12 protein-coding genes are annotated in these 18,056 nt (G+C 44.8%); 6 read left to right on the forward strand and 6 right to left on the reverse strand.

Features of this window, described 5'->3' with window-relative positions:
* Nucleotides 1-52 precede the first annotated feature (52 nt).
* Nucleotides 53-1,906, forward strand: coding sequence for a DmsC/YnfH family molybdoenzyme membrane anchor subunit (locus AELLOGFF_RS03080; RefSeq protein WP_159267291.1), 1,854 nt, complete (start codon nt 53-55; stop codon nt 1,904-1,906).
* 33 nt (nt 1,907-1,939) lie between these two features.
* On the opposite strand, the gene AELLOGFF_RS03085 is transcribed toward AELLOGFF_RS03080, so the two are convergent.
* Nucleotides 1,940-2,650 (reverse strand): DNA-3-methyladenine glycosylase I, encoded by a 711-nt coding sequence (locus tag AELLOGFF_RS03085; protein WP_159267292.1) that lies wholly within the window; start codon nt 2,648-2,650, stop codon nt 1,940-1,942.
* Between the two features lie 207 nt (nt 2,651-2,857).
* Here AELLOGFF_RS03085 and AELLOGFF_RS03090 point away from each other — a divergent pair, with 207 nt between their 5' ends.
* Both AELLOGFF_RS03090 and AELLOGFF_RS03095 read left to right on the forward strand, forming a co-directional pair.
* Nucleotides 2,858-4,570, forward strand: coding sequence for an FAD-binding protein (locus AELLOGFF_RS03090; protein ID WP_159267293.1), 1,713 nt, complete (start codon nt 2,858-2,860; stop codon nt 4,568-4,570).
* A 180-nt stretch (nt 4,571-4,750) separates the two neighbouring features.
* Nucleotides 4,751-7,243, forward strand: coding sequence for an esterase-like activity of phytase family protein (locus AELLOGFF_RS03095; protein WP_159267294.1), 2,493 nt, complete (start codon nt 4,751-4,753; stop codon nt 7,241-7,243).
* 123 nt (nt 7,244-7,366) lie between these two features.
* Here the strand turns inward: AELLOGFF_RS03095 and AELLOGFF_RS03100 are convergent, their stop codons facing one another.
* Entirely contained in the window at nt 7,367-8,524 is a 1,158-nt protein-coding gene (locus AELLOGFF_RS03100) for an iron-containing alcohol dehydrogenase (RefSeq protein WP_159267295.1), read from the reverse strand.
* 155 nt (nt 8,525-8,679) lie between these two features.
* On the opposite strand from AELLOGFF_RS03100, the gene AELLOGFF_RS03105 reads away from it, so the two are divergent.
* A complete protein-coding gene (locus AELLOGFF_RS03105) occupies nt 8,680-9,606 on the forward strand; it encodes a LysR family transcriptional regulator (protein ID WP_159267296.1) in 927 nt (308 codons plus the stop codon).
* 29 nt (nt 9,607-9,635) lie between these two features.
* On the opposite strand, the gene AELLOGFF_RS03110 is transcribed toward AELLOGFF_RS03105, so the two are convergent.
* From AELLOGFF_RS03110 to AELLOGFF_RS03120, 3 genes are all read right to left on the reverse strand, one after another.
* Nucleotides 9,636-10,502, reverse strand: a complete 867-nt coding sequence (locus tag AELLOGFF_RS03110; RefSeq protein WP_159267297.1) for an alpha/beta fold hydrolase — start codon at nt 10,500-10,502, stop codon at nt 9,636-9,638.
* Nucleotides 10,503-10,623: 121 nt separating this feature from the next.
* Nucleotides 10,624-12,930: a TonB-dependent receptor gene (locus AELLOGFF_RS03115; protein WP_159267298.1), complete on the reverse strand. Its 2,307-nt coding sequence runs from the start codon at nt 12,928-12,930 to the stop codon at nt 10,624-10,626.
* Between the two features lie 151 nt (nt 12,931-13,081).
* Nucleotides 13,082-14,515 (reverse strand): sodium:solute symporter family transporter, encoded by a 1,434-nt coding sequence (locus tag AELLOGFF_RS03120; protein WP_159267299.1) that lies wholly within the window; start codon nt 14,513-14,515, stop codon nt 13,082-13,084.
* Between the two features lie 159 nt (nt 14,516-14,674).
* Between AELLOGFF_RS03120 and AELLOGFF_RS03125 the strand changes: the two genes are divergently transcribed.
* Nucleotides 14,675-15,319 carry a TetR/AcrR family transcriptional regulator gene (locus AELLOGFF_RS03125; protein WP_159267300.1) on the forward strand — a complete coding sequence of 215 codons (645 nt, stop codon included), beginning with the start codon at nt 14,675-14,677 and terminating at the stop codon, nt 15,317-15,319.
* A gap of 22 nt (nt 15,320-15,341) precedes the next feature.
* The gene (locus AELLOGFF_RS03130) at nt 15,342-16,115 is read left to right on the forward strand and encodes a 3-hydroxybutyrate dehydrogenase (RefSeq protein WP_159267301.1); all 774 of its coding nucleotides are present in this window, start codon (nt 15,342-15,344) and stop codon (nt 16,113-16,115) included.
* Nucleotides 16,116-16,148: 33 nt separating this feature from the next.
* Here the strand turns inward: AELLOGFF_RS03130 and AELLOGFF_RS03135 are convergent, their stop codons facing one another.
* A complete protein-coding gene (locus tag AELLOGFF_RS03135) occupies nt 16,149-17,984 on the reverse strand; it encodes a CHASE domain-containing protein (protein ID WP_159267302.1) in 1,836 nt (611 codons plus the stop codon).
* Nucleotides 17,985-18,056: the final 72 nt, after the last annotated feature.

An 18,056-nucleotide genomic window follows, 5' to 3' on the forward strand; every position in this document is an offset into this window, starting at 1 on the left:
ATGAACCGGTGGCAAAACTGTTTGCCTTGTCACCCGATCAAGGGCGGTAAATATGTGGAAAGTAAGAGACGATGAACCAAGTTATGCCTTTCTTAAGGAGTCGACCGCACCCGAGGTAAACTACTATGAAGCACCGATAGATCTAATTGCGCGGACTGGGGGAGCGCATTCCTCTGATCGTGAAATGTTTATTAATGAAGAGCCAGGTGTTGGGGCAAACCCCAATCGAAATAAGCAGCATGCATTTCATTTTACGGCTGATAATTGCATTGGCTGCCATGCCTGTGAGGCGGCATGTAGTGAAAAGAATGATAACCCTGCGCACATAAGTTTTCGTTCAGTGGGGTATGTTGAGGGTGGTACCTACCCAGATTTTAAGCGCATGAATATCTCTATGGCGTGCAATCATTGTGATGACCCTGTCTGTCTTAAAGGCTGCCCCACACGAGCTTACACCAAGCATGTTGAATATGGTGCGGTTTTACAGGATCCAGAAACCTGTTTTGGCTGTGGTTACTGCACTTGGGTCTGTCCCTACAACGCACCACAGTTAGACCCCATTAAGGGTCAAGTTTCTAAATGTAATATGTGTGTTGATCGTCTCGAAGTGAATCTTAAACCTGCCTGTGTCTCTGCGTGTTTAGGTAATGCCTTGAACTTTGGCGTTGTGGATGATCTACCAGAAAACCGAGAGCAGGGTAAGACCAGTATTCCGGGGTTTCCTGATCCTGAAATTACACATCCAAATATTCGGTTTCAGCAAATAAAAAACATGCCTGACGAAGTGACTCGTACTGACGGCATGGCTGTTAAATACCATAAAAGTGAAGATGGTCAATATCGTCCCGTAGTTGATCAGAAAAAAGGGGTAGAGAAAAAGTGGAGCTTCACGAAATTAAGCTCGCGCGAGAATCCCTTGGTGATTTTTACATTAGTTAGTCAGACCTCCTTGGGCGCATTCTTGATTGCGTTCTTAGGGGCACAGCTCGGTGTAGAGAGCTTATTAGCAGTTCGTGACTCGGTGATGTATCTGCCACTGATGTTGGTAACGGTGGGGCTTGCCGGCTTGGGAATGCTGATGTCGGCAACACACTTGGGAAAACCTTGGCGCTTTTATCGCGGATTCAACAATCTTCGTCACTCTCCAGTTTGCCGTGAAGGCCTCGGTATGTTGTTGTATATGGTATTTGCAGGCTTACACTTATTAGCGATGCTACCTGCTAACGAGGTATTTATTACTTTTGCTGGGGAATGGGGGCGTTTTGATGGTGTTGCTACCGTCAGTGGCTATTTGGCACTTATGGCCGGTTCGGTGGGCTTATATTATATGTACCGTTGTTACCGTATTCCAGCACGACCATTTTGGAATCATTGGCAAACAGCGACCTCATTTTTAGGCACCGCATTTTCCTTGGGCAGTGTGTTAATTGCCCTGGTGGGTATTCCAACGCTTATGCTACTAGGTGCAGAGGCAAGTTCTGCAGAGCTGTTTTCTATCGTGCTAGGTGGGGTTGTGCTTGGTGGTGTATTAGAAGGTGTGGGTTTGTTGGGCCATGGCATGGCGATGAACACAGCAAATAATGAAGGCGGTGTATCACACTATATTCAATGCACTTTATTTGGTAAAAGCTATACCTTGCGAAATATTCTGATTGCGGTAAATATTGGCGCAGCAACTGCCTTGTTGATCGCTGGACCAAGTATGCTGAGTCTTGGCGCTTCATTGTTAATTTGCTTATCAGTTTTGGTGACTGCTTTAATAGGCCGAGCTCTGTTCTATGTTTTGGTTATTCCAACTACGATGCCGGGTGCTTTCTTTTGGAAGAATAAAGACTTTGAAGAGCATGCACGTGAAATTGGCTTAGCGAATATGCCTCAAGTTGGGGTGGTCGCCCACGCTCATTAGGGTGGGATAGAGGCCGCCGGCCTTGCTTACTCCTTAAGCAGGGCCAATAGAAAGCGCTAATATCATGCTTAATTCTGATAATGAGCGGCCACTTTCTTCTCGCATTTGATTAAAAGCTGTTTGCACGGCTTTCAGGTCGCGCTGGCTGGTAATTTGGGGTTTATTAACAATGCCCTCGGCCCGTAATGCCGTGCATACATCTCGACTTAATATAAACGTATCTTTACCTGAAAAACGTAAAAAATACTGACCAGAGTTTCCTCCCAAACGGTTGCCATGTTTTTTTAAATAGGCCCACAAACCGACAATATCATTTTCAGGCCAACTTGCTAAAAACTTGCCAAAAGACCCAAATTCACGCTGTATATCTAAAATAAATAGAGCATTTTCTTGCACCGATTTTACTTTGGTAAGATTGCGAACAATGCGTGTGTCGCTGGCCATGTTCTCAATTTCTTCCGGCGAACGCGATGCCACCCAAATGGGGAGAAAGTGATTAAACACGGTTTCAAAGCCTTCCCATTTCAACGTAATGATTCGCCAAACGAAGCCAGCACGAAACACGCAGGCTGCCATTTCAGCTAAATATCGATCGTCGCTAATAGCAGTAAGGGCTTTATTACTGGCAGGTGTGGGTAATTTTTCTTCGATCGCATCCATAGAGCCATGTTGGATTATGGCGCGTTCTAAAAAACGCTGGTATAGCGATGGGGAAAGCGAAGAATTCTTGTCAGCTGGTGTCATTGTTTAACTCATAAGCTAGTTAAAATGGGAGTATCTAGGGCTAGTTATATCTGGGTATTCTACCTAGCTAATACAGACGGATGATAGGGATTACGTGATGTGGCGTTTATGATAGTTTGCTCAATATCGGTTTGTAGCTTTTAAATACCAATATTGGCTAATGGTCGAGAGTTAATGTTTGCGACCTTTGAGGTTGTGGGAATAATAATGATAGAAAAAAATTGGGATCATAGTGTCGATGTTCTTGTGGTGGGTAGCGGCAATGGCGCCTTAACGGCGGCTTTAAGTTGTTACGAGATGGGGGTGGAAGACGTTCTTGTCATTGAAAAAGCTGCACAAATTGGCGGTACGAGTGCCACCTCGGGTGGTGGGGTTTGGATACCCTGTAATCGCTATGCAAAGGCTGCTGGTGCGCAGGATAGTTTTGAAGATGCTAAACAATATCTATTAAGTACAACCCCAGAAGGCGCGGTGCCCGAAGAAATGGTTGATGCTTATTTGCGTAATGGGCCGAAAATGATTGATTTTCTCCATGAACGCAGCGATGTACGTTATGAAACATTAGAGCATTATCCCGATTATTACACCAATGTTGAAGGATCACGTACGGGCCATCGATCAATGGAGCCTCAGCGTTTTGATTCGTCGTTATTGGGCCAGGATATTAAACGCCTACGCCCTAGTCATCACATGATGCGAATGTTCAGCAAAATATATTTTACTCAAGTAGAGGCTGCTTTATTGGTGCTGCAGGGGCCAGGCTGGATAAAACTCACCATGAAGTTACTTGCACAATGGCTGTTTGATTTAACGTGGTGGATACGAGGCAATGGTTTAAGCCGTCAAATTTGTACCGGTGCGGCGGGCGTGGCGCGCTTGTGGTATTCACTTAAAAAACGTGAAATGCCGATATGGGCAAGCTCACCCATGGAGGAATTGATTGAAGAAAACGGCTGCGTGGTTGGGGCTGTTGTAAGACGTGACGGTAAAAAATTACGTGTACAGGCCCGAAAAGGAGTCATCCTCGCAGCGGGAGGTTTTGAGCGTAATCAAGCAATGCGCGAGCAATATTTACCGGCACCAACGAGTACAGATTGGAGCGGTGGGGTAGAGAGTAATACCGGTGATGCTATACAGCAGGGTTTGGCATTGGGAGCCGCAACAAGGCTTATGGATGGTGCCTGGTGGTGTACTACGGTATCAGTACCAGGGGAGCCGGCGCCGCGCTTAAGTGTTATGGAAAAATCTTATCCAGGGTCCTGTATTGTGAATTTACGTGGCGAGCGTTTCGCCAATGAGTCACAAAATTATATGGCTTTTCAAAAAGATCTTTATAAGCAACATAGTGAAGCGTCACCGTGTTCACCGATGTATCAAATATTTGATGCCCGTTTTCGCCGAGATTATATTGTTGGTCCGCTAATGACAGCATCCTTAAAGCCCGATTGGACTATTCCTAAATCTTGGTTTGAGACAAAGTTAGTTGGCAAGGCAGCAACAGTGCGCGAGCTAGCAGACCAGCTCGGCATTGATGCAAATAATCTTGAGCAGACCGTTAGTAAAATGAACGCCTACGCCAAGACAGGCAAGGATGAGGATTTTCAACGTGGGGACTCAGCATACGATAGATACTATGGTGACCCCCGCTTTGAGCCCAACCCTTGTTTAGGCGCCATTGATGAAGCACCTTTTTATGCAATGCGTTTAGAGGCGGGTGATTTTGGAACCCAGGGAGGCCTAGCGACGAATACTCATGCACAGGTGTTGAAAGAGGATGGCTCCCCGATCACAGGGCTTTATGCGATTGGTAATTGCAGCGCGGCAGTACTACCTACTTACCCTGGGCCGGGTTCTACACTTGGGCCGGCGATGACCTTTGCCTATCAAGCTGCTAAACACATTAGTGGTTACCAAGACTAGTATTCAACTGCTTTGATGCATCTACATCAAAGCAGTTGTCTCAATTATTTTCTTCGCGGATAAACATTCTGCGGCTGTCATATAAAATCCATTTAACTGACATATAACTGTCAGTATATTGTCGTAATCCATCGCTATGATCACTCGACTATAAATTCGCGTGTGATTATTGGAGGAAGGATGGAATTTAAAAGGACAGCTTTGGCATGGGGTATCGCATTGGCGACGCCGTTATTTTTAGCCGCGTGTGGCGGTGATGATGGCCGTAATGGTACTGATGGCAGCAATGGCGTAGCTGGTGCTGACGGTAGCAATGGCACTGATGGTGCTAACGGTGCAGATGGTGCTAACGGTGCAGATGGCAGCAACGGCTTAAATAGCTTGATTCGTCAAACGTCGTTATTGGCTGGTGATGAGCAATGTTTCAGCGGTGGTGTAAAAGTCGAATCAGGTATTGATACTGATGCTGATGACAGTTTATCAGACAGCGAAGTAACGGATACATCTTACGTTTGTGCGCCTACAGTAATAAATGAAGCGAAAAACTTTAACCGTATTGCTGCATTACCTGTTTGTTTACAAGATGATGCGAATTGCGATTCTGACGATACCACAGCAGCAGAAATTGTTGCGGCAAGCACAGATGGAATGACGTTAATTTATACTGACAGCCCATCGAACCGTGTTGGCTTTGCAGACATTACGGATCCATCAAAACCGTCTGTCATTGGTACTCTCGACTTGGCTGGTGAACCTACTTCTGTCGCCATTAAAGGCGATTTTGCACTGGTAGGTGTTAATACTTCTGCCGACTATATCAATGTTTCTGGCAGCCTAGATGTGATCGACATTGCTAGTCGTAGCAATGTACATAGCATTGACGTTGGTGGCCAACCAGATTCAGTCGCGGTGAGCCCAGACGGTAGTTACGCGGTTGTAGTTATTGAAAATGAGCGTGACGAAGACCTAGGTGACGGTGCTCCACCACAGCTTCCAGCGGGTAATGTTGTAATCGTAACGCTAAGCGGTGCGCCAGCAGATTGGACAACGCAAACGGTAGCAATGACTGGCTTGGCTGATTTGTATGCCAACGATCCAGAGCCAGAATATGTCGATATTAATAGCGACAATATTGCACTAATTTCCATGCAGGAAAATAATCATCTCGTATTGCTAGACTTGAGTGACGGAAGCATCGTCAATCACTTTACTGCGGGCGCGGTAGATCTAGAAGGCGTTGACGCAACTGAAGATGACACCATTACTCAAAATGAAACACTAGCTGGCGTTTTACGTGAGCCTGATGGTGTAACGTGGTTGTCTACTGAGTATTTTGTAACTGCCAACGAAGGTGATTTAGACGGCGGTAGCCGCGGTTTCAGCGTGTTTAACACAGCGGGTGACGTTGTATATGAAGCAGGTAGCAGCTTAGACCACATGACAGCTCGCTTTGGTCATTACCCAGAATCTCGTTCTGAGAATAAAGGTAATGAGCCAGAAAATGCTGAATACGGTGTATACGGAAGTGAGCGCTATTTGTTTGTCAATTCAGAGCGTTCTAGCGTTGTCTTTGTCTATGATGTTGCCGATTTCACCAAGCCTGTATTTAAGCAAGTATTGCCTGCGGCAGTGGGTCCAGAAGGTGCCTTAGCTATTCCTTCGCGCAACTTGTTGGTTGTGGCAAGTGAAGAAGATAGCCGTGACGACGTAATGCGCTCGTCATTAAATATCTATCAATACGGTTCAGCATCTGCGAGCTACCCAACGATCGTCTCTAATGATCGCTTAGATGGTTCGCCAATTTCATGGAGTGCGCTGTCTGGTTTGTCAGCGGATCCAATGAATAGCAACCTTATTTATGCGGTAGATGATAGCTATTATCAAAAGAACCGTATCTTCACTTTGGACGTTAGCGCTACACCTGCGGTGATTACCCATGAGACCCGTATTACCGATCCTAGCGGTCTATTACCGGCTGAAGCGATCAATGATGACAATACGGTTAATATCGATCCTGAAGGTGTTGTGAAACTAGCAGATGGAAGCTTCTGGGTAGCGTCTGAAGGGGCCGGTCATGAGGTTGATGACTCGGTTGAGAGTCTGAACATGTTGGTTGAAACAGATGCTAGTGGTGTTGTGACTAAAGTAGTAACACTACCAGATGCAGTGAACGCACTTCAGCGCAATAACGGCTTTGAAGGTGTGACTGAATACCAAGGTAAGCTATATGTTGCTTTCCAGCGTGCTTGGGAAGGTGAAGCTAATGTACGCATTGGTATTTATGACATCGCTACTGAAGCTTGGTCATTCCTGTTCTACACCTTGGATGCGCCTGAGTCACAGAATGGTGGCTGGGTAGGCTTGTCAGAAATTACTTCTATCGGTAATGGCGAGTTCCTAGTTATTGAACGTGATAACCAAGGTGGACCAGATGCTGCACTCAAGCGTTTGTATAAGTTTGATACGACAGGCTTGGCAGATGGTACAACGGTGGCTAAATCATTGGTTCGCGATGTATTGCCAGACATGATCGCTACCGGTGGTATGGTAACTGAAAAGATCGAAGGTACTGCATTATTGAAAAATGGTGATGTACTTATGGTTAACGACAATGATGGTGTAGAAGATAGCAACGGTGAAACACAGTTGCTTAACCTAGGTAATATTCTGTAATAGAACTTGCCAAGGTTGAGCTAGCGCAGATTGAGGTAGCGATACTTTAATCTGTCGTTAGCAAAAAAAGGGCTTCCATTTTGGAGGCCCTTTTTTATTGGTCAGCGTTTTATGCCTAAGTCATTAAAGCGCAGTGCTTAGAATTTTACGGCTTACATCCGGCGTGATGTTTCTGTGCTCGCCTAGTTTAACCATGCCATGCTGGGTTAGCTTTTCGATGAGATGGTCAATGTCGGTTTTGGCTAAATCGACATGCGATAAGCGGGTCGGCACCTGCATTTTTTCAAAAAATTGCTCAGTTAATTCTATCGCTTTTTGAATGCGAGTCGTCTCGTCGCCTTCGGTAACATTCCATACCCGTTCTGCGTATTGCAAAATTTTGTCGCGTTTCGCTTCGGCACATACCTTCATAACCGCGGGTAAGACAATAGACAGGGTTCGAGCATGATCAATACCATGGCTGCCGGTGAGTTCATGGGCAATCATATGGGTCGACCAATCTTGTGGAACACCGGCACCAATAAGGCCATTTAGAGCCATGGTGGCAGCCCACATGATGTTGCCGCGCACCGAAATATCATTTTTAGTTTTTTCATTGAGTGCTTTAGGGCCTTCTTCGATAAGGGTGAGTAATAAACCCTCTGCAAAACGGTCTTGTACTTTGCCATTTACGTTATAAGTCAGATATTGCTCCATGGTATGAGCAAAGGCGTCGACAACACCGTTGCTAATCTGACGGTCTGACAGCGATAGGGTGACGGCGGGATCTAATACGGCAAATAAAGGCCTTACCAGCGGGCTGCTGAAGGGTAATTTATTACCGTCGCGAGTCACTACTGCACCGGTGTTTGATTCAGAGCCGGTGGCGGGTAAAGTCAGGATGCAGCCTAGGGGCAGCGCGCGTTTGATTGGCTTGCCTGCAGCCACAAAGTCCCATGGATCGTCACCTTCAAACAAGGCTGCCGCGGCAATAAATTTTGTGCCGTCGACTACAGAACCGCCACCAACAGCGAGTAGATAATCAATATCATGCTCCTGTATGGAGGCAAGCGCTTTCATTAATTGCTCATAACTTGGGTTGGGTTCAATGCCAGAAAATTCAAACCAAGTATGTTCGCTTAAAGCCGCGGTAAGTTGGTCGTAAACACCATTTTTTTTTATGGAGCCACCACCATAAGTCACTAATATTCTTGCGTCAGCTGGAATGGCCTTGCTGATAGCTTTAATTTGGCCTTCACCAAACAGAATTTTGGTCGTGTTTTGAAAACTAAAATTTAACATTGAGGTATCCACGTTCAAGTGAGGGTGACAATTTAACAAATAGCACCGCGTGTTGGGTTTGATCATTATAGCTGGCTAAAGTGTATCGCTCTCAAAATCTCTTAACAATGAAGAGTATTCTGACTACACTGTTCAAAAAATTGAAACAATAAGCTATGAACCTATCATTTGAACAACTTAAAAGCATGGTTGTGTTCTCTCAAGTCGTTGAGCAGGGCAATTTAAGCGCAGCCGCCAAGCAGATAGGTTTATCTCGTGCCTCTGTTAGCTACCATCTAAAGAAACTTGAGACCCAGCTAAATGTGACGCTGTTAAAACGCTCTACGCGTGCTATCGCATTAACCGAAGAGGGCATGGCCTATTACCAATCCTGCCGTATTATTGCTGAGCAGGCTGCAACAGCTAATTTGCAAATAGAAAATCTAAAGAGAGAGCCCCAGGGCTTATTAAAAATAAGCTGCCCTGTAAATGTTGGTTTACAAATGGTTGTACCAGCCTTGAGTGAATTTCGTCGGCTTTATCCTAAAATTGAGTTAGATGTTATGTTGAGCGATGAGGTTATTAACATCATTCAAGAGGGCATCGACTTAGCGATACGGGGGGCGCCTTTACCCGACTCAGGGTTACAGGCAACAAAGTTATCCATGCTGCCAACCTGCCTATGTGGTTCACCGGATTATTTTGCTAAGTACGGCCGGCCAACAACACCAGCAGAGTTGGAACAACACCATTGGGTTATTTATAAACTGACTTCAGGCCCTATTAAATTAAGTAAAGGTAGCCGTGAATATAATGTCACGGTGACGGGAGATATTAGTACGAACAATGCCGCTGCCCGCACGGCCTTTATTCTAGATGGACATGGTATCGGCAGAATTCCTGTTTATGATGCCCGGCCCAAGCTAGAGGCTGGGCTCTTAGAAACCGTACTTGATGATTACCAACTCAAGAATATCGATGTATACGGCGTCTTTCCGCCAGGTAGTGCTAACTCTAAAAAGTTGCGTGTATTAATTGATTTTCTGAAAGATTATTTTGAGAAGTTCGACCGTCATACATCGAATATTCTTCCCTCGTCATAAAATAATTAGCCTTGGGTAATTTAATATTGCTAGGTGGAAGTAATGTTGTAGATTAAGAAATTATCAATCGCGTTTAATGCTTCTGTTTCGCTGAGAAGTGGGGCGTGTCCACAGTGGGGGATTTCTACAAATTGCATATCAGGTTTGAGGGTTTGCATTTTTCTGACACATTGTTGGTTGAGAATATCTGATAATTCGCCACGAAATAATAACAAAGGTATATTCTGCATTGCCGTAAATAAAGGCCATAGGTCGGAAGTGGTGTCGTCGTTTTGCTGGTTTAACAAATGGCTAATAGCAAAATCATAAGCCAGTTCAGGTTGTCCTAGGGCGTTTTCTCGGTAAAGATTTTTACTAAAAATAAGCCAGTCTTCATCGCTGAAGTTAGGGTACTCTTGAGCCTGAATAGATTTCGTTTTTTCAACGGCTTCTGACCAGTTTTTGACAGTGCTTTTGTTGCCAACGTAGCGCTTAATACGGTCTAGGCCTGCTTTGTCGGGTTCGGGGCCAATGTCATTCATTACAATTGCTTGGATGCGTTCAGGGGCTGTCGCGGCCAGTACCATAGACACAATCCCACCTAAAGAGGTGCCAATAAAGATCGCTGAGGGTAATGCCAAACTGCCCATCAAGCTCAAAATATCATTTGCGTAACACCCAGGATGGTAGTTTTCAGGATTGGTGTCGTAATCAGATTGGCCTCTTCCGCGTAAGTCCACTGCCAAAATACGGTAGCGGGGGGCTAAATGTTCACACAAAGCAGTAAAGTCCGAGGAGTTACGTGTCAAGCCGGGTATACAGATGATGGTCTGCTCAGCTGTTGTGTTGCCATATTGCCGGGCATAAAGGCGTAAACCATCGCTGCTTTGATACCAGTAATCGCTATAGTTTTGCATTGGCGAAGGCTCTATAAAGGGTTGCGGATCGGTGTGAACTCAACGTATGAGTTTCTATGAGCCTTGCCTTTATCGGTCAAGGCTCACTTTTATATTGATAATATTAAGAAACTAATTTCGCTTAAAATGCATACGCTACGCTCGCCGTCCAAGTTCGAGGCGCCCCGTAGAAAGCCAGTTCCCCCGACCCTAAATTGTAACCGCCAGTCTTATATTCTTTGTCGGTAATATTCTTTAAGTAAACGCTAACGGTCCAATGTTCATCGGCGGAGTACCAGTTAGCGCTGGCATCCAATAAGGTATAAGCCTTATCTTGATCACAGCTACATAAAACGTTGTTAAAGTTTCTGGAAGCGTCACGATAAGATGCCGCGGTATTTACCATAATGCTGCCGGCATTCCCTAAATCGCGCTCAAAATTCACACCGAGCTGGCCAGTCCAATCTGGGGCGTTGAGCATTTCCCAGCTGTCAGAAACATCGACTCCAGCCGAGATGACTTCGGTCAGTTCAGCGTTCATGTGACCAATGGCCACCGAGGTACTGATTCCGCTAGTCACTTGGAGTAAGGCTTCTAATTCAGCGCCTTGAATTTCTGCAGTACCGGCGTTAACGACATCTGAGGAGAAAAAGACCGGTGCTGGTTGTGCTGTTTGCACGGTTAGCTGCATATCGGTGTAATCCATATCGAAAACTGTAAAGTTTAAACGAAGCCGGTCATCCCATAGCTGTGATTTGATACCCGCCTCGATAGTATCAACGGTTTCAGGATCATAGCCTTTAGCAACGTCGGGATTGGTTGAGGCATTGCCCCGCATATCAAACCCGCCAGATTTAAAACCTTCTGCGTAGCTAACGTAGAGCATGACATTGTCATTCATTTGCCAGTCGAGCTTGATTGACGGGCTTAATTCGCTCCAGTCTTTGTCGGCTTCTTTGTCGCTAATATCGGTGGCGATTGAGAGTAAGGTATCGTCGTTAGGGTCGCCATAGGTGAAGCCGGAGCCTTGGTTTTGTGTGTAAGGGAAAGAGTTAGTTGTGTTATAGGCGTAACGTTGAATATTGGAGTTTTTGTCGTCTTTAGTGAGGCGCAAACCAGTAGTAAGGGTCAGGTTGGCAGTAAGGTCAATACTGGCATTTATGTAAGCGGACGTGCTTTCGGTATCGACATCACCGCCAATGGCCAAATCATAATGCTCACCATCCATGTATGGCGTGCCGCCCAAGCCGTTTAACACGACATCAAAAGCGCCAGCTGAGTTACCCGTAAAATAATATAAGCCAGCTACGATAGCTAGGCGATCTACAGTGTAGTTAAATTGTAATTCATGCGACTTTTGATCGTCGGAATACTTGGCTGGGACATCGAAAGCGTCGAGTGGGGTGCCATCAAAATCAATAAATTGTTGAGTTTCACCTTCGCGTTTGGCAAACACATATTTTACGGTAGTCGTTTCACTCAAATCATACTGTGCTGTTAATGAGAAGCCGCTGTTCTCAACATTGGAAACATGGCTGGTACCGCAAGCGCCATCGTAAGGGCTGCTTGAGGTGGTGAATGCTTGGCCCGTCGAAGGATGGGTGAGTAAGCTTTGGTTAGATTGTGAACCGCAAGGCTGATTAGAGTTGTCATCAGTACGATCCCCAGAAAGGCGAATGAATAACTGATCGTTCGGTGTATATTCTGCGCTAACTCTCGCTACCAATACGTCTTTATTATAATTTTCTTCACTACTACTGTAGGTGCCGGTATTAATATCATAGCCGGTATCAACATCACCGTAGCCGTCACGCGTCATTTTGGCTATGGCACCACCGAGATATAGTTCATTATCGATAACGGGAAGTTGACCAGAAATACTGACATCTCGTTGCCCGTATGCTCCCGTTGCTGCAGTAATTTTCGCTTCAGCGTCTCCGGTCATTTTGCGAGTAATGTATTTGATTGCGCCACCAACGGTATTTTTTCCGTACAGCGTACCTTGGGGGCCGCGTAAAACTTCAATGCGTTCAACATCAAATACATCCATAACAGCAGCCTGAGGACGGGCGTAGTAAACGTCATCCACATATACCCCGACGCCGGGTTCAAATCCCCACAATGGGTCTTGTTGGCCAACCCCACGAATGTAAGCAGTAAGTGTGGAGTTGGTTGCTCGACTAGCGCGGAACTGGGTGTTAGGAACACTTTTTTCCAGTTCAGTAATTGTAGTAATACCTTTAGTTTCGAGCTCCGTGGCATTGAATGAGGTAATAGAGACAGGAACTTCTTGGAGATTCTGTTCGCGTTTTTGCGCAGTTACCAAAACTTCCTCAAGGACTACAGAGATATCTTGCTGTGACCAAGCAGTGTTGTGGTTAAGTGCAGAGGCGCTACCTATTGCGACTAACATGGCCAGGCGTTTCTTGTTGCTTGTTATATTTATCATGGGGCACCTTGGTTAAGTTTATTAGTAGTTTATATAAGTGCTAGCTTGTAAAGCCAAATTCAACATCCGTTGAAGTTAATGCTGAGGTTATTCAACGATTGTTGAAATGTCAATAAAAGTTAGCTTAAATTATTTAATATCATCGTTGTTGTTAACGTGCTGTACGAAAGTTGATCCATGCCATTCCTAGCAGCGTGTATGCGCAAGAGGCAATAATGGCGTAGCTGGCGGATACGGCTGGATTGGCAACTCCCGCAAATAAATTGAGATAAAAATGCATTAAAAGTGCTAAGACAGAGGCGCTGGCAACCAGTAGTAATGGCAAAGGTTTAGGAATAATTACGCCAAACAGCATAGGCACTAGTGAGGCGGCGGCCAAACCATAGACGCCTTTTTGTGCAAATATTCCGATTAACGGTGGTGGGTTCCATGCGAGCGCTAAGCCAATCAGTCCAACAGCAATTAATACCCATCTGGACCACGCCAGGCCATTACTTTGATGCTTGCTTAGGGGCGTTACAATGTCATTGACGACCATGGCTGATAGTGACACGAGGATGCCATCCAATGTGCTCATGCCGGCGGCAAGTAAGGTAATAAAAATAAAGGTGAGAGTTAGCTGGCCAAGGGCACTGCCGCTGAATTCGTGGAGTAAGTATTCTCTGACCACAGTGTCTTGAATAGGAATATCTAACCCGGCAAGGCGGGCGTAAAAACCAACCATTAAAATCAGTGTAAAGAGCGTACCGACAACAACCGTTGTGCCAATGAATTTACCAATATCCGCTTCACTGCGTAAATATAAAACCTTGGTTAATATGTGTGGCTGTAGCATTAGAGCAAAGGTGACAATAAACCCCCCGCCAAACACCGAGAAAAAATCGTAGTAAAGATTACTTTCTGAATTGAAAACAGCACCATAACCAGGGCTGATCGACTTTAAAGATTGAATGATGTTGCCATCAAAATACTTAAAACCTTGCACGAATAGCAGTAGCGTTACCAATAACATCATAATACCTTGTAAGGTATTGGTGTAAGCGTGTGCGTAGGTGCCGCCCATTAGTACGTAGGAAAAAACAAATAATAAGATACCAACCAATGCGGTTTTTTGCTCTATTGGAAAAATCCCTGTCATTAGTAAACTGCAGCCAACCAAAATTAAAACGACAAAACTGATAGATAACAGGTTGATAAAAGCAAAAAACAAACTAAAGCCGCGATGATGGTAGCGATGGTAAATCCACTGCGGGATAGTCAGTGATTTATTTTCTTCCCCGAGGCGCAAAAAACCGCGAGATAACACTAAAAAAGCAGTAAGAATACCCGCCGACCCCGCAACACCGTAGTGGACATAAGCTGAGAGGCCGTGAGCATAAACAAAGCCTGGGTTAATAACAAAGGTAGCCGTGGAGGCAATGGAAGCGGCGAGTGTAATACCAATTAAGTAGGGGCTCATATCTTTATTGCCAATCGCAAAGCCGCCCATGTCCTTGGTTCTACGCATCCCTATCCATGACAGTCCGTAAACAAGGACCACATATGTGCCGCTGAGCACATATTTAAATATTTCTGCCGATGTCATGTACTATTCGCCTTGTATTTTAATTATTGGTAAGCCACTATATTCAACGCTTGTTGAAAAGACAAGGGTCGATGATCAATCGGCAGAGGATTACCCAAGCGTGATTTTGATAGGGATTGCTGTGATAACGGCATTGCTGGGCGTAAGGATAGAAGTTTGATGAGTAAAAAAGATAATGGCCTTAAAAGTGAGCGAATTCTTGATGTGGCAGAAGAGTTGTTTGCCATGCATGGCTTTGATGGCGTGACAATGCGCCAGATTTCAAGTGGTGCCAATGTGGATGTAGCGCTAGCCAGTTACCATTTTGGTAAAAAACTGGATGTTTTTTACGCGGTTTTTAATCGGCGTGCGGAGTTGTTGGGTAATACTCGCAGAGAAGTGCTACGTAGCAGTTTGCAAGCAGCCAGCGGTGAGCCACAAACATTGGAGCAGATTATAGAAGCGTTTTTACTGCCCTTAAAATTTGCGCAAGAAAGCGGTGATCCTGGCTGGAAAAATTATATGGCATTGCTGGCTTATGTCATGACATCGCCAGTTTGGAGCAAAACATTAATGGAAAATAACTTTGATAAGCATGTGGCGGAGTTTATCAAAGCGCTTAAAGTTATTTTTCCAAAATCTAAAGAAGAAGATTTACATTGGTGTTATCACTATGTGTCTGGTGCGCTCGCATTAACCTTAGCGCAGACCGGGCGTATAGATAGGTTGTCTGGCGGAAAATGTCATTCTTCTGATTTCGAAACAGCTTATCAGCGGATGATTCCCTTTATGGCGGCAGGATTTAGAGCCGTGTGTGAAAAATAGTAATAATAAATAGGACGAAGAAATGAGAAGTAAAACGGCGTTAGTAACGGGAGCGGCTAGTGGTATAGGATTGGCTATAGGTAATGATTTGTGTCGACAAGGTTTTACTGTTTGGTATAGCGACATCAGCTTACAAGACGCAGAAAGCGCAGCAAGTGTGTCCATCGCCAAAGGTTTCAATGCGCATGCAATAAAGCTTGATGTGACCAGTGAAAGCGATATAAATTATGTCGTTGAACAGCTAGTCGAACATGGTGGTTATTTAGATATTCTGATCAACAATGCGGGTATTCAACATGTTGCTAGGCTGGAAGATTTTCCCGTTGATCGCTGGAAGTTAATCACCGAGATATTGCTGATTGGGCCGGCTATGCTTTGTCGAGCATTGCTGCCTTTAATGCGCCAACAAAACTTTGGTCGAATTATTAATGTTGGCTCCATTCATTCTCTTATCGCATCCCCCCATAAAAGTGCTTATGTAGCCGCCAAGCATGGTTTGCTAGGCTTTTCTAAAGTGGTGGCGCTAGAAACGTCGGATCAAAATATTACCATCAATACCCTGTGCCCGTCTTATGTGAAGACACCGCTGGTGGAGCAGCAGATTGCCAGTCAGGCCAAGGTGCATGGTATTTCAGAAGAAGACGTTATTAATAAGATCATGTTGGAGCCAATGCCTAAAAAGAGCTTTATTGACATGGATGAGCTAAGCGCTGCCGTGAATTATTTAGTGAGCGACGCGGCGCGAAATATGACCGGGCAGGAGCTGGTTATTGATGGTGGTTGGACCATAAAATAAGCTGAAATCATTGAGTTTGGTGTGTATAAAGGACTAAGGGTTTATTATTTTAGGGATAGTAAAGAAAAATCGACTGCCCTTATTTTCTGCAGATTCTAACCAGATTTTTCCACCGTGTAACATCACCACTTTCTTACATTTAGCTAGCCCTATACCGCTGCCTGGATAATCGTGTTGGGCGTGAAGGCGTTTGAAAATAAGGAATATGTGTTTGAATTGCTGTGGGTCGATACCGATGCCTTCGTCACTTACTGAAAAAAGCCAGTGATCATTATTGTCTTCACACGTGATTGAAATGGCGGGGGGGATATCGGATTTTGTAAACTTAATGGCATTGCTAATTAAGTTTTGAAATAAGATATGTAACTCTGTTGAATAAGCTGTAATTGTGGGTAAGTGGGCTCTGCTAATTTTTGCATTGCATTGACTGATACTTGCACTTAAATCAGTTAAAACGTCATCTATCAATTGTTCGCTATCGACTGATGTTAATTCAGGTGTGCGACCAATTCTGCTATATGACATTAGACCGAGAACGAGCTTGCGCATTCGCTCCGCTGCTTCGTTAATGTATTGGACTGAAGCTTGCACCTGAGGATTCGTTGTTTTGTTGTCGAGTTCAGACTGCAATAATTCTGAAAAGCTTGTCAGTGTGCGTAGAGGTTCCTGCAAGTCGTGGGAGGCGGCAAAGGCGAATTGCTCAAGTTCTTTGTTACTTTCTTCCAGTCTTTCAATATTGCGTTGTAGCTCTAGAGATTTCGACCTATACCCCTCTGCCATTTGATTGGCTAGTAGGGTAGCTTTGCGATTTGCATTACTTAAAGTGATAAATAGCAGCAATAAGATGGCATCAATGAATATGCCACCTAGAAGAATAAAGGTGGGTTGTGAGTTTCGTGCTTCGCTTCTGAAATCTAGGGCGCTTCTAATTGTGACATTCCAAAGTCTTCCGTAGACCTCAATGGGAAAGGTTTGGATAAATAGAGGCTTGCTGTCGAAGCTTTGATCGTCACTATGGTTTTCGTCATAGAGAGTGAAATCATCGTCCACAATTGTTATTCCAACATGACGGCGGGCTTGTTCAAGCGTGCCGAGCATGAGGTTGTTAACGATAAAGGGCGCGTAAACCATACCTGCGAATGACGCTTTGCGTTCGCTTAGGCTTAAATTGGCGCCTTGTATTTCGTTGCTACGCTTATTGCTGGCGTCAGGTTTGTAAAATGGAGCGTAAAATAAAAAACCGGGTGTGCGCTCTTTAGACTGTACTAAATAAATGGGGCCGGTAATTTGTGCCAAGCCACTATCTCGCGCTTTAAGAGCAGCCTGTAAACGGTTTTGTTCATGTGCGACATCCAGGCCAACAGCATTGGCATTGCCGGCTACCGGCTCAATATACGTGATTGGCAAACGGTAGTTATTCTGATGTACGGGGTGAACTTGGTAATCAGGACGTTGTTGACGTTGATCGAGTAAATAGCTTGGAAGTGCGTTGTCAGAGACATTGAAGATAACGCCAATGCCATTTATTCCCCGATACTTTTCCGGCAAACGTAAGGTCGTGGCAAAGGCATTCCACTGCGAAGACGTCATGGTGTCATCGTGAGAGTGAATAGACGCTACACCTGACCACAGGGCGTCTTCGTATTTTTGAAGTCGCTCTTTGATTAAGGTTATGACTTGATCAGCTTCACGGTGAAAGCGGTTTTCGTTTTTTTCTTGAATTTGTAGTTTTGAATATTGCCAGACCGCGATCGTCATTAACAAGGATAGGGCGACAATAGTCCAATGTACCCAGTGTAGATTACCCACTCTGGATATTTGGTTTTGCTCAACTAATGTAGAAATTGTCTGTTCGTCTGAGCTGCTCATTTACCTAAAGACCACGTTGTGGCATTTTTATTAATGGATAAAGTAGCCAGTAGTAAAAGGTGTAGACCTCAG

The sequence above is a fragment of the Zhongshania aliphaticivorans genome, assembly GCF_902705875.1.
GTDB classification, from domain to species: Bacteria; Pseudomonadota; Gammaproteobacteria; order Pseudomonadales; family Spongiibacteraceae; genus Spongiibacter; species Spongiibacter aliphaticivorans_A.

Excerpts from the sequence above, each read along its gene's own strand:
- AELLOGFF_RS03125 (WP_159267300.1), top strand. The coding sequence starts at position 14,675 with ATGAGTAAAAAAGATAATGGCCTTAAAAGTGAGCGAATTCTTGATGTG.
- AELLOGFF_RS03120 (WP_159267299.1), bottom strand. The coding sequence starts at position 14,515 with ATGACATCGGCAGAAATATTTAAATATGTGCTCAGCGGCACATATGTG.
- AELLOGFF_RS03080 (WP_159267291.1), top strand. The coding sequence starts at position 53 with ATGTGGAAAGTAAGAGACGATGAACCAAGTTATGCCTTTCTTAAGGAG.
- AELLOGFF_RS03090 (WP_159267293.1), top strand. The coding sequence starts at position 2,858 with ATGATAGAAAAAAATTGGGATCATAGTGTCGATGTTCTTGTGGTGGGT.
- AELLOGFF_RS03095 (WP_159267294.1), top strand. The coding sequence starts at position 4,751 with ATGGAATTTAAAAGGACAGCTTTGGCATGGGGTATCGCATTGGCGACG.
- AELLOGFF_RS03100 (WP_159267295.1), bottom strand. The coding sequence starts at position 8,524 with ATGTTAAATTTTAGTTTTCAAAACACGACCAAAATTCTGTTTGGTGAA.
- AELLOGFF_RS03130 (WP_159267301.1), top strand. The coding sequence starts at position 15,342 with ATGAGAAGTAAAACGGCGTTAGTAACGGGAGCGGCTAGTGGTATAGGA.
- AELLOGFF_RS03110 (WP_159267297.1), bottom strand. The coding sequence starts at position 10,502 with ATGCAAAACTATAGCGATTACTGGTATCAAAGCAGCGATGGTTTACGC.
- AELLOGFF_RS03105 (WP_159267296.1), top strand. The coding sequence starts at position 8,680 with ATGAACCTATCATTTGAACAACTTAAAAGCATGGTTGTGTTCTCTCAA.
- AELLOGFF_RS03115 (WP_159267298.1), bottom strand. The coding sequence starts at position 12,930 with ATGATAAATATAACAAGCAACAAGAAACGCCTGGCCATGTTAGTCGCA.
- AELLOGFF_RS03085 (WP_159267292.1), bottom strand. The coding sequence starts at position 2,650 with ATGACACCAGCTGACAAGAATTCTTCGCTTTCCCCATCGCTATACCAG.
- AELLOGFF_RS03135 (WP_159267302.1), bottom strand. The coding sequence starts at position 17,984 with ATGAGCAGCTCAGACGAACAGACAATTTCTACATTAGTTGAGCAAAAC.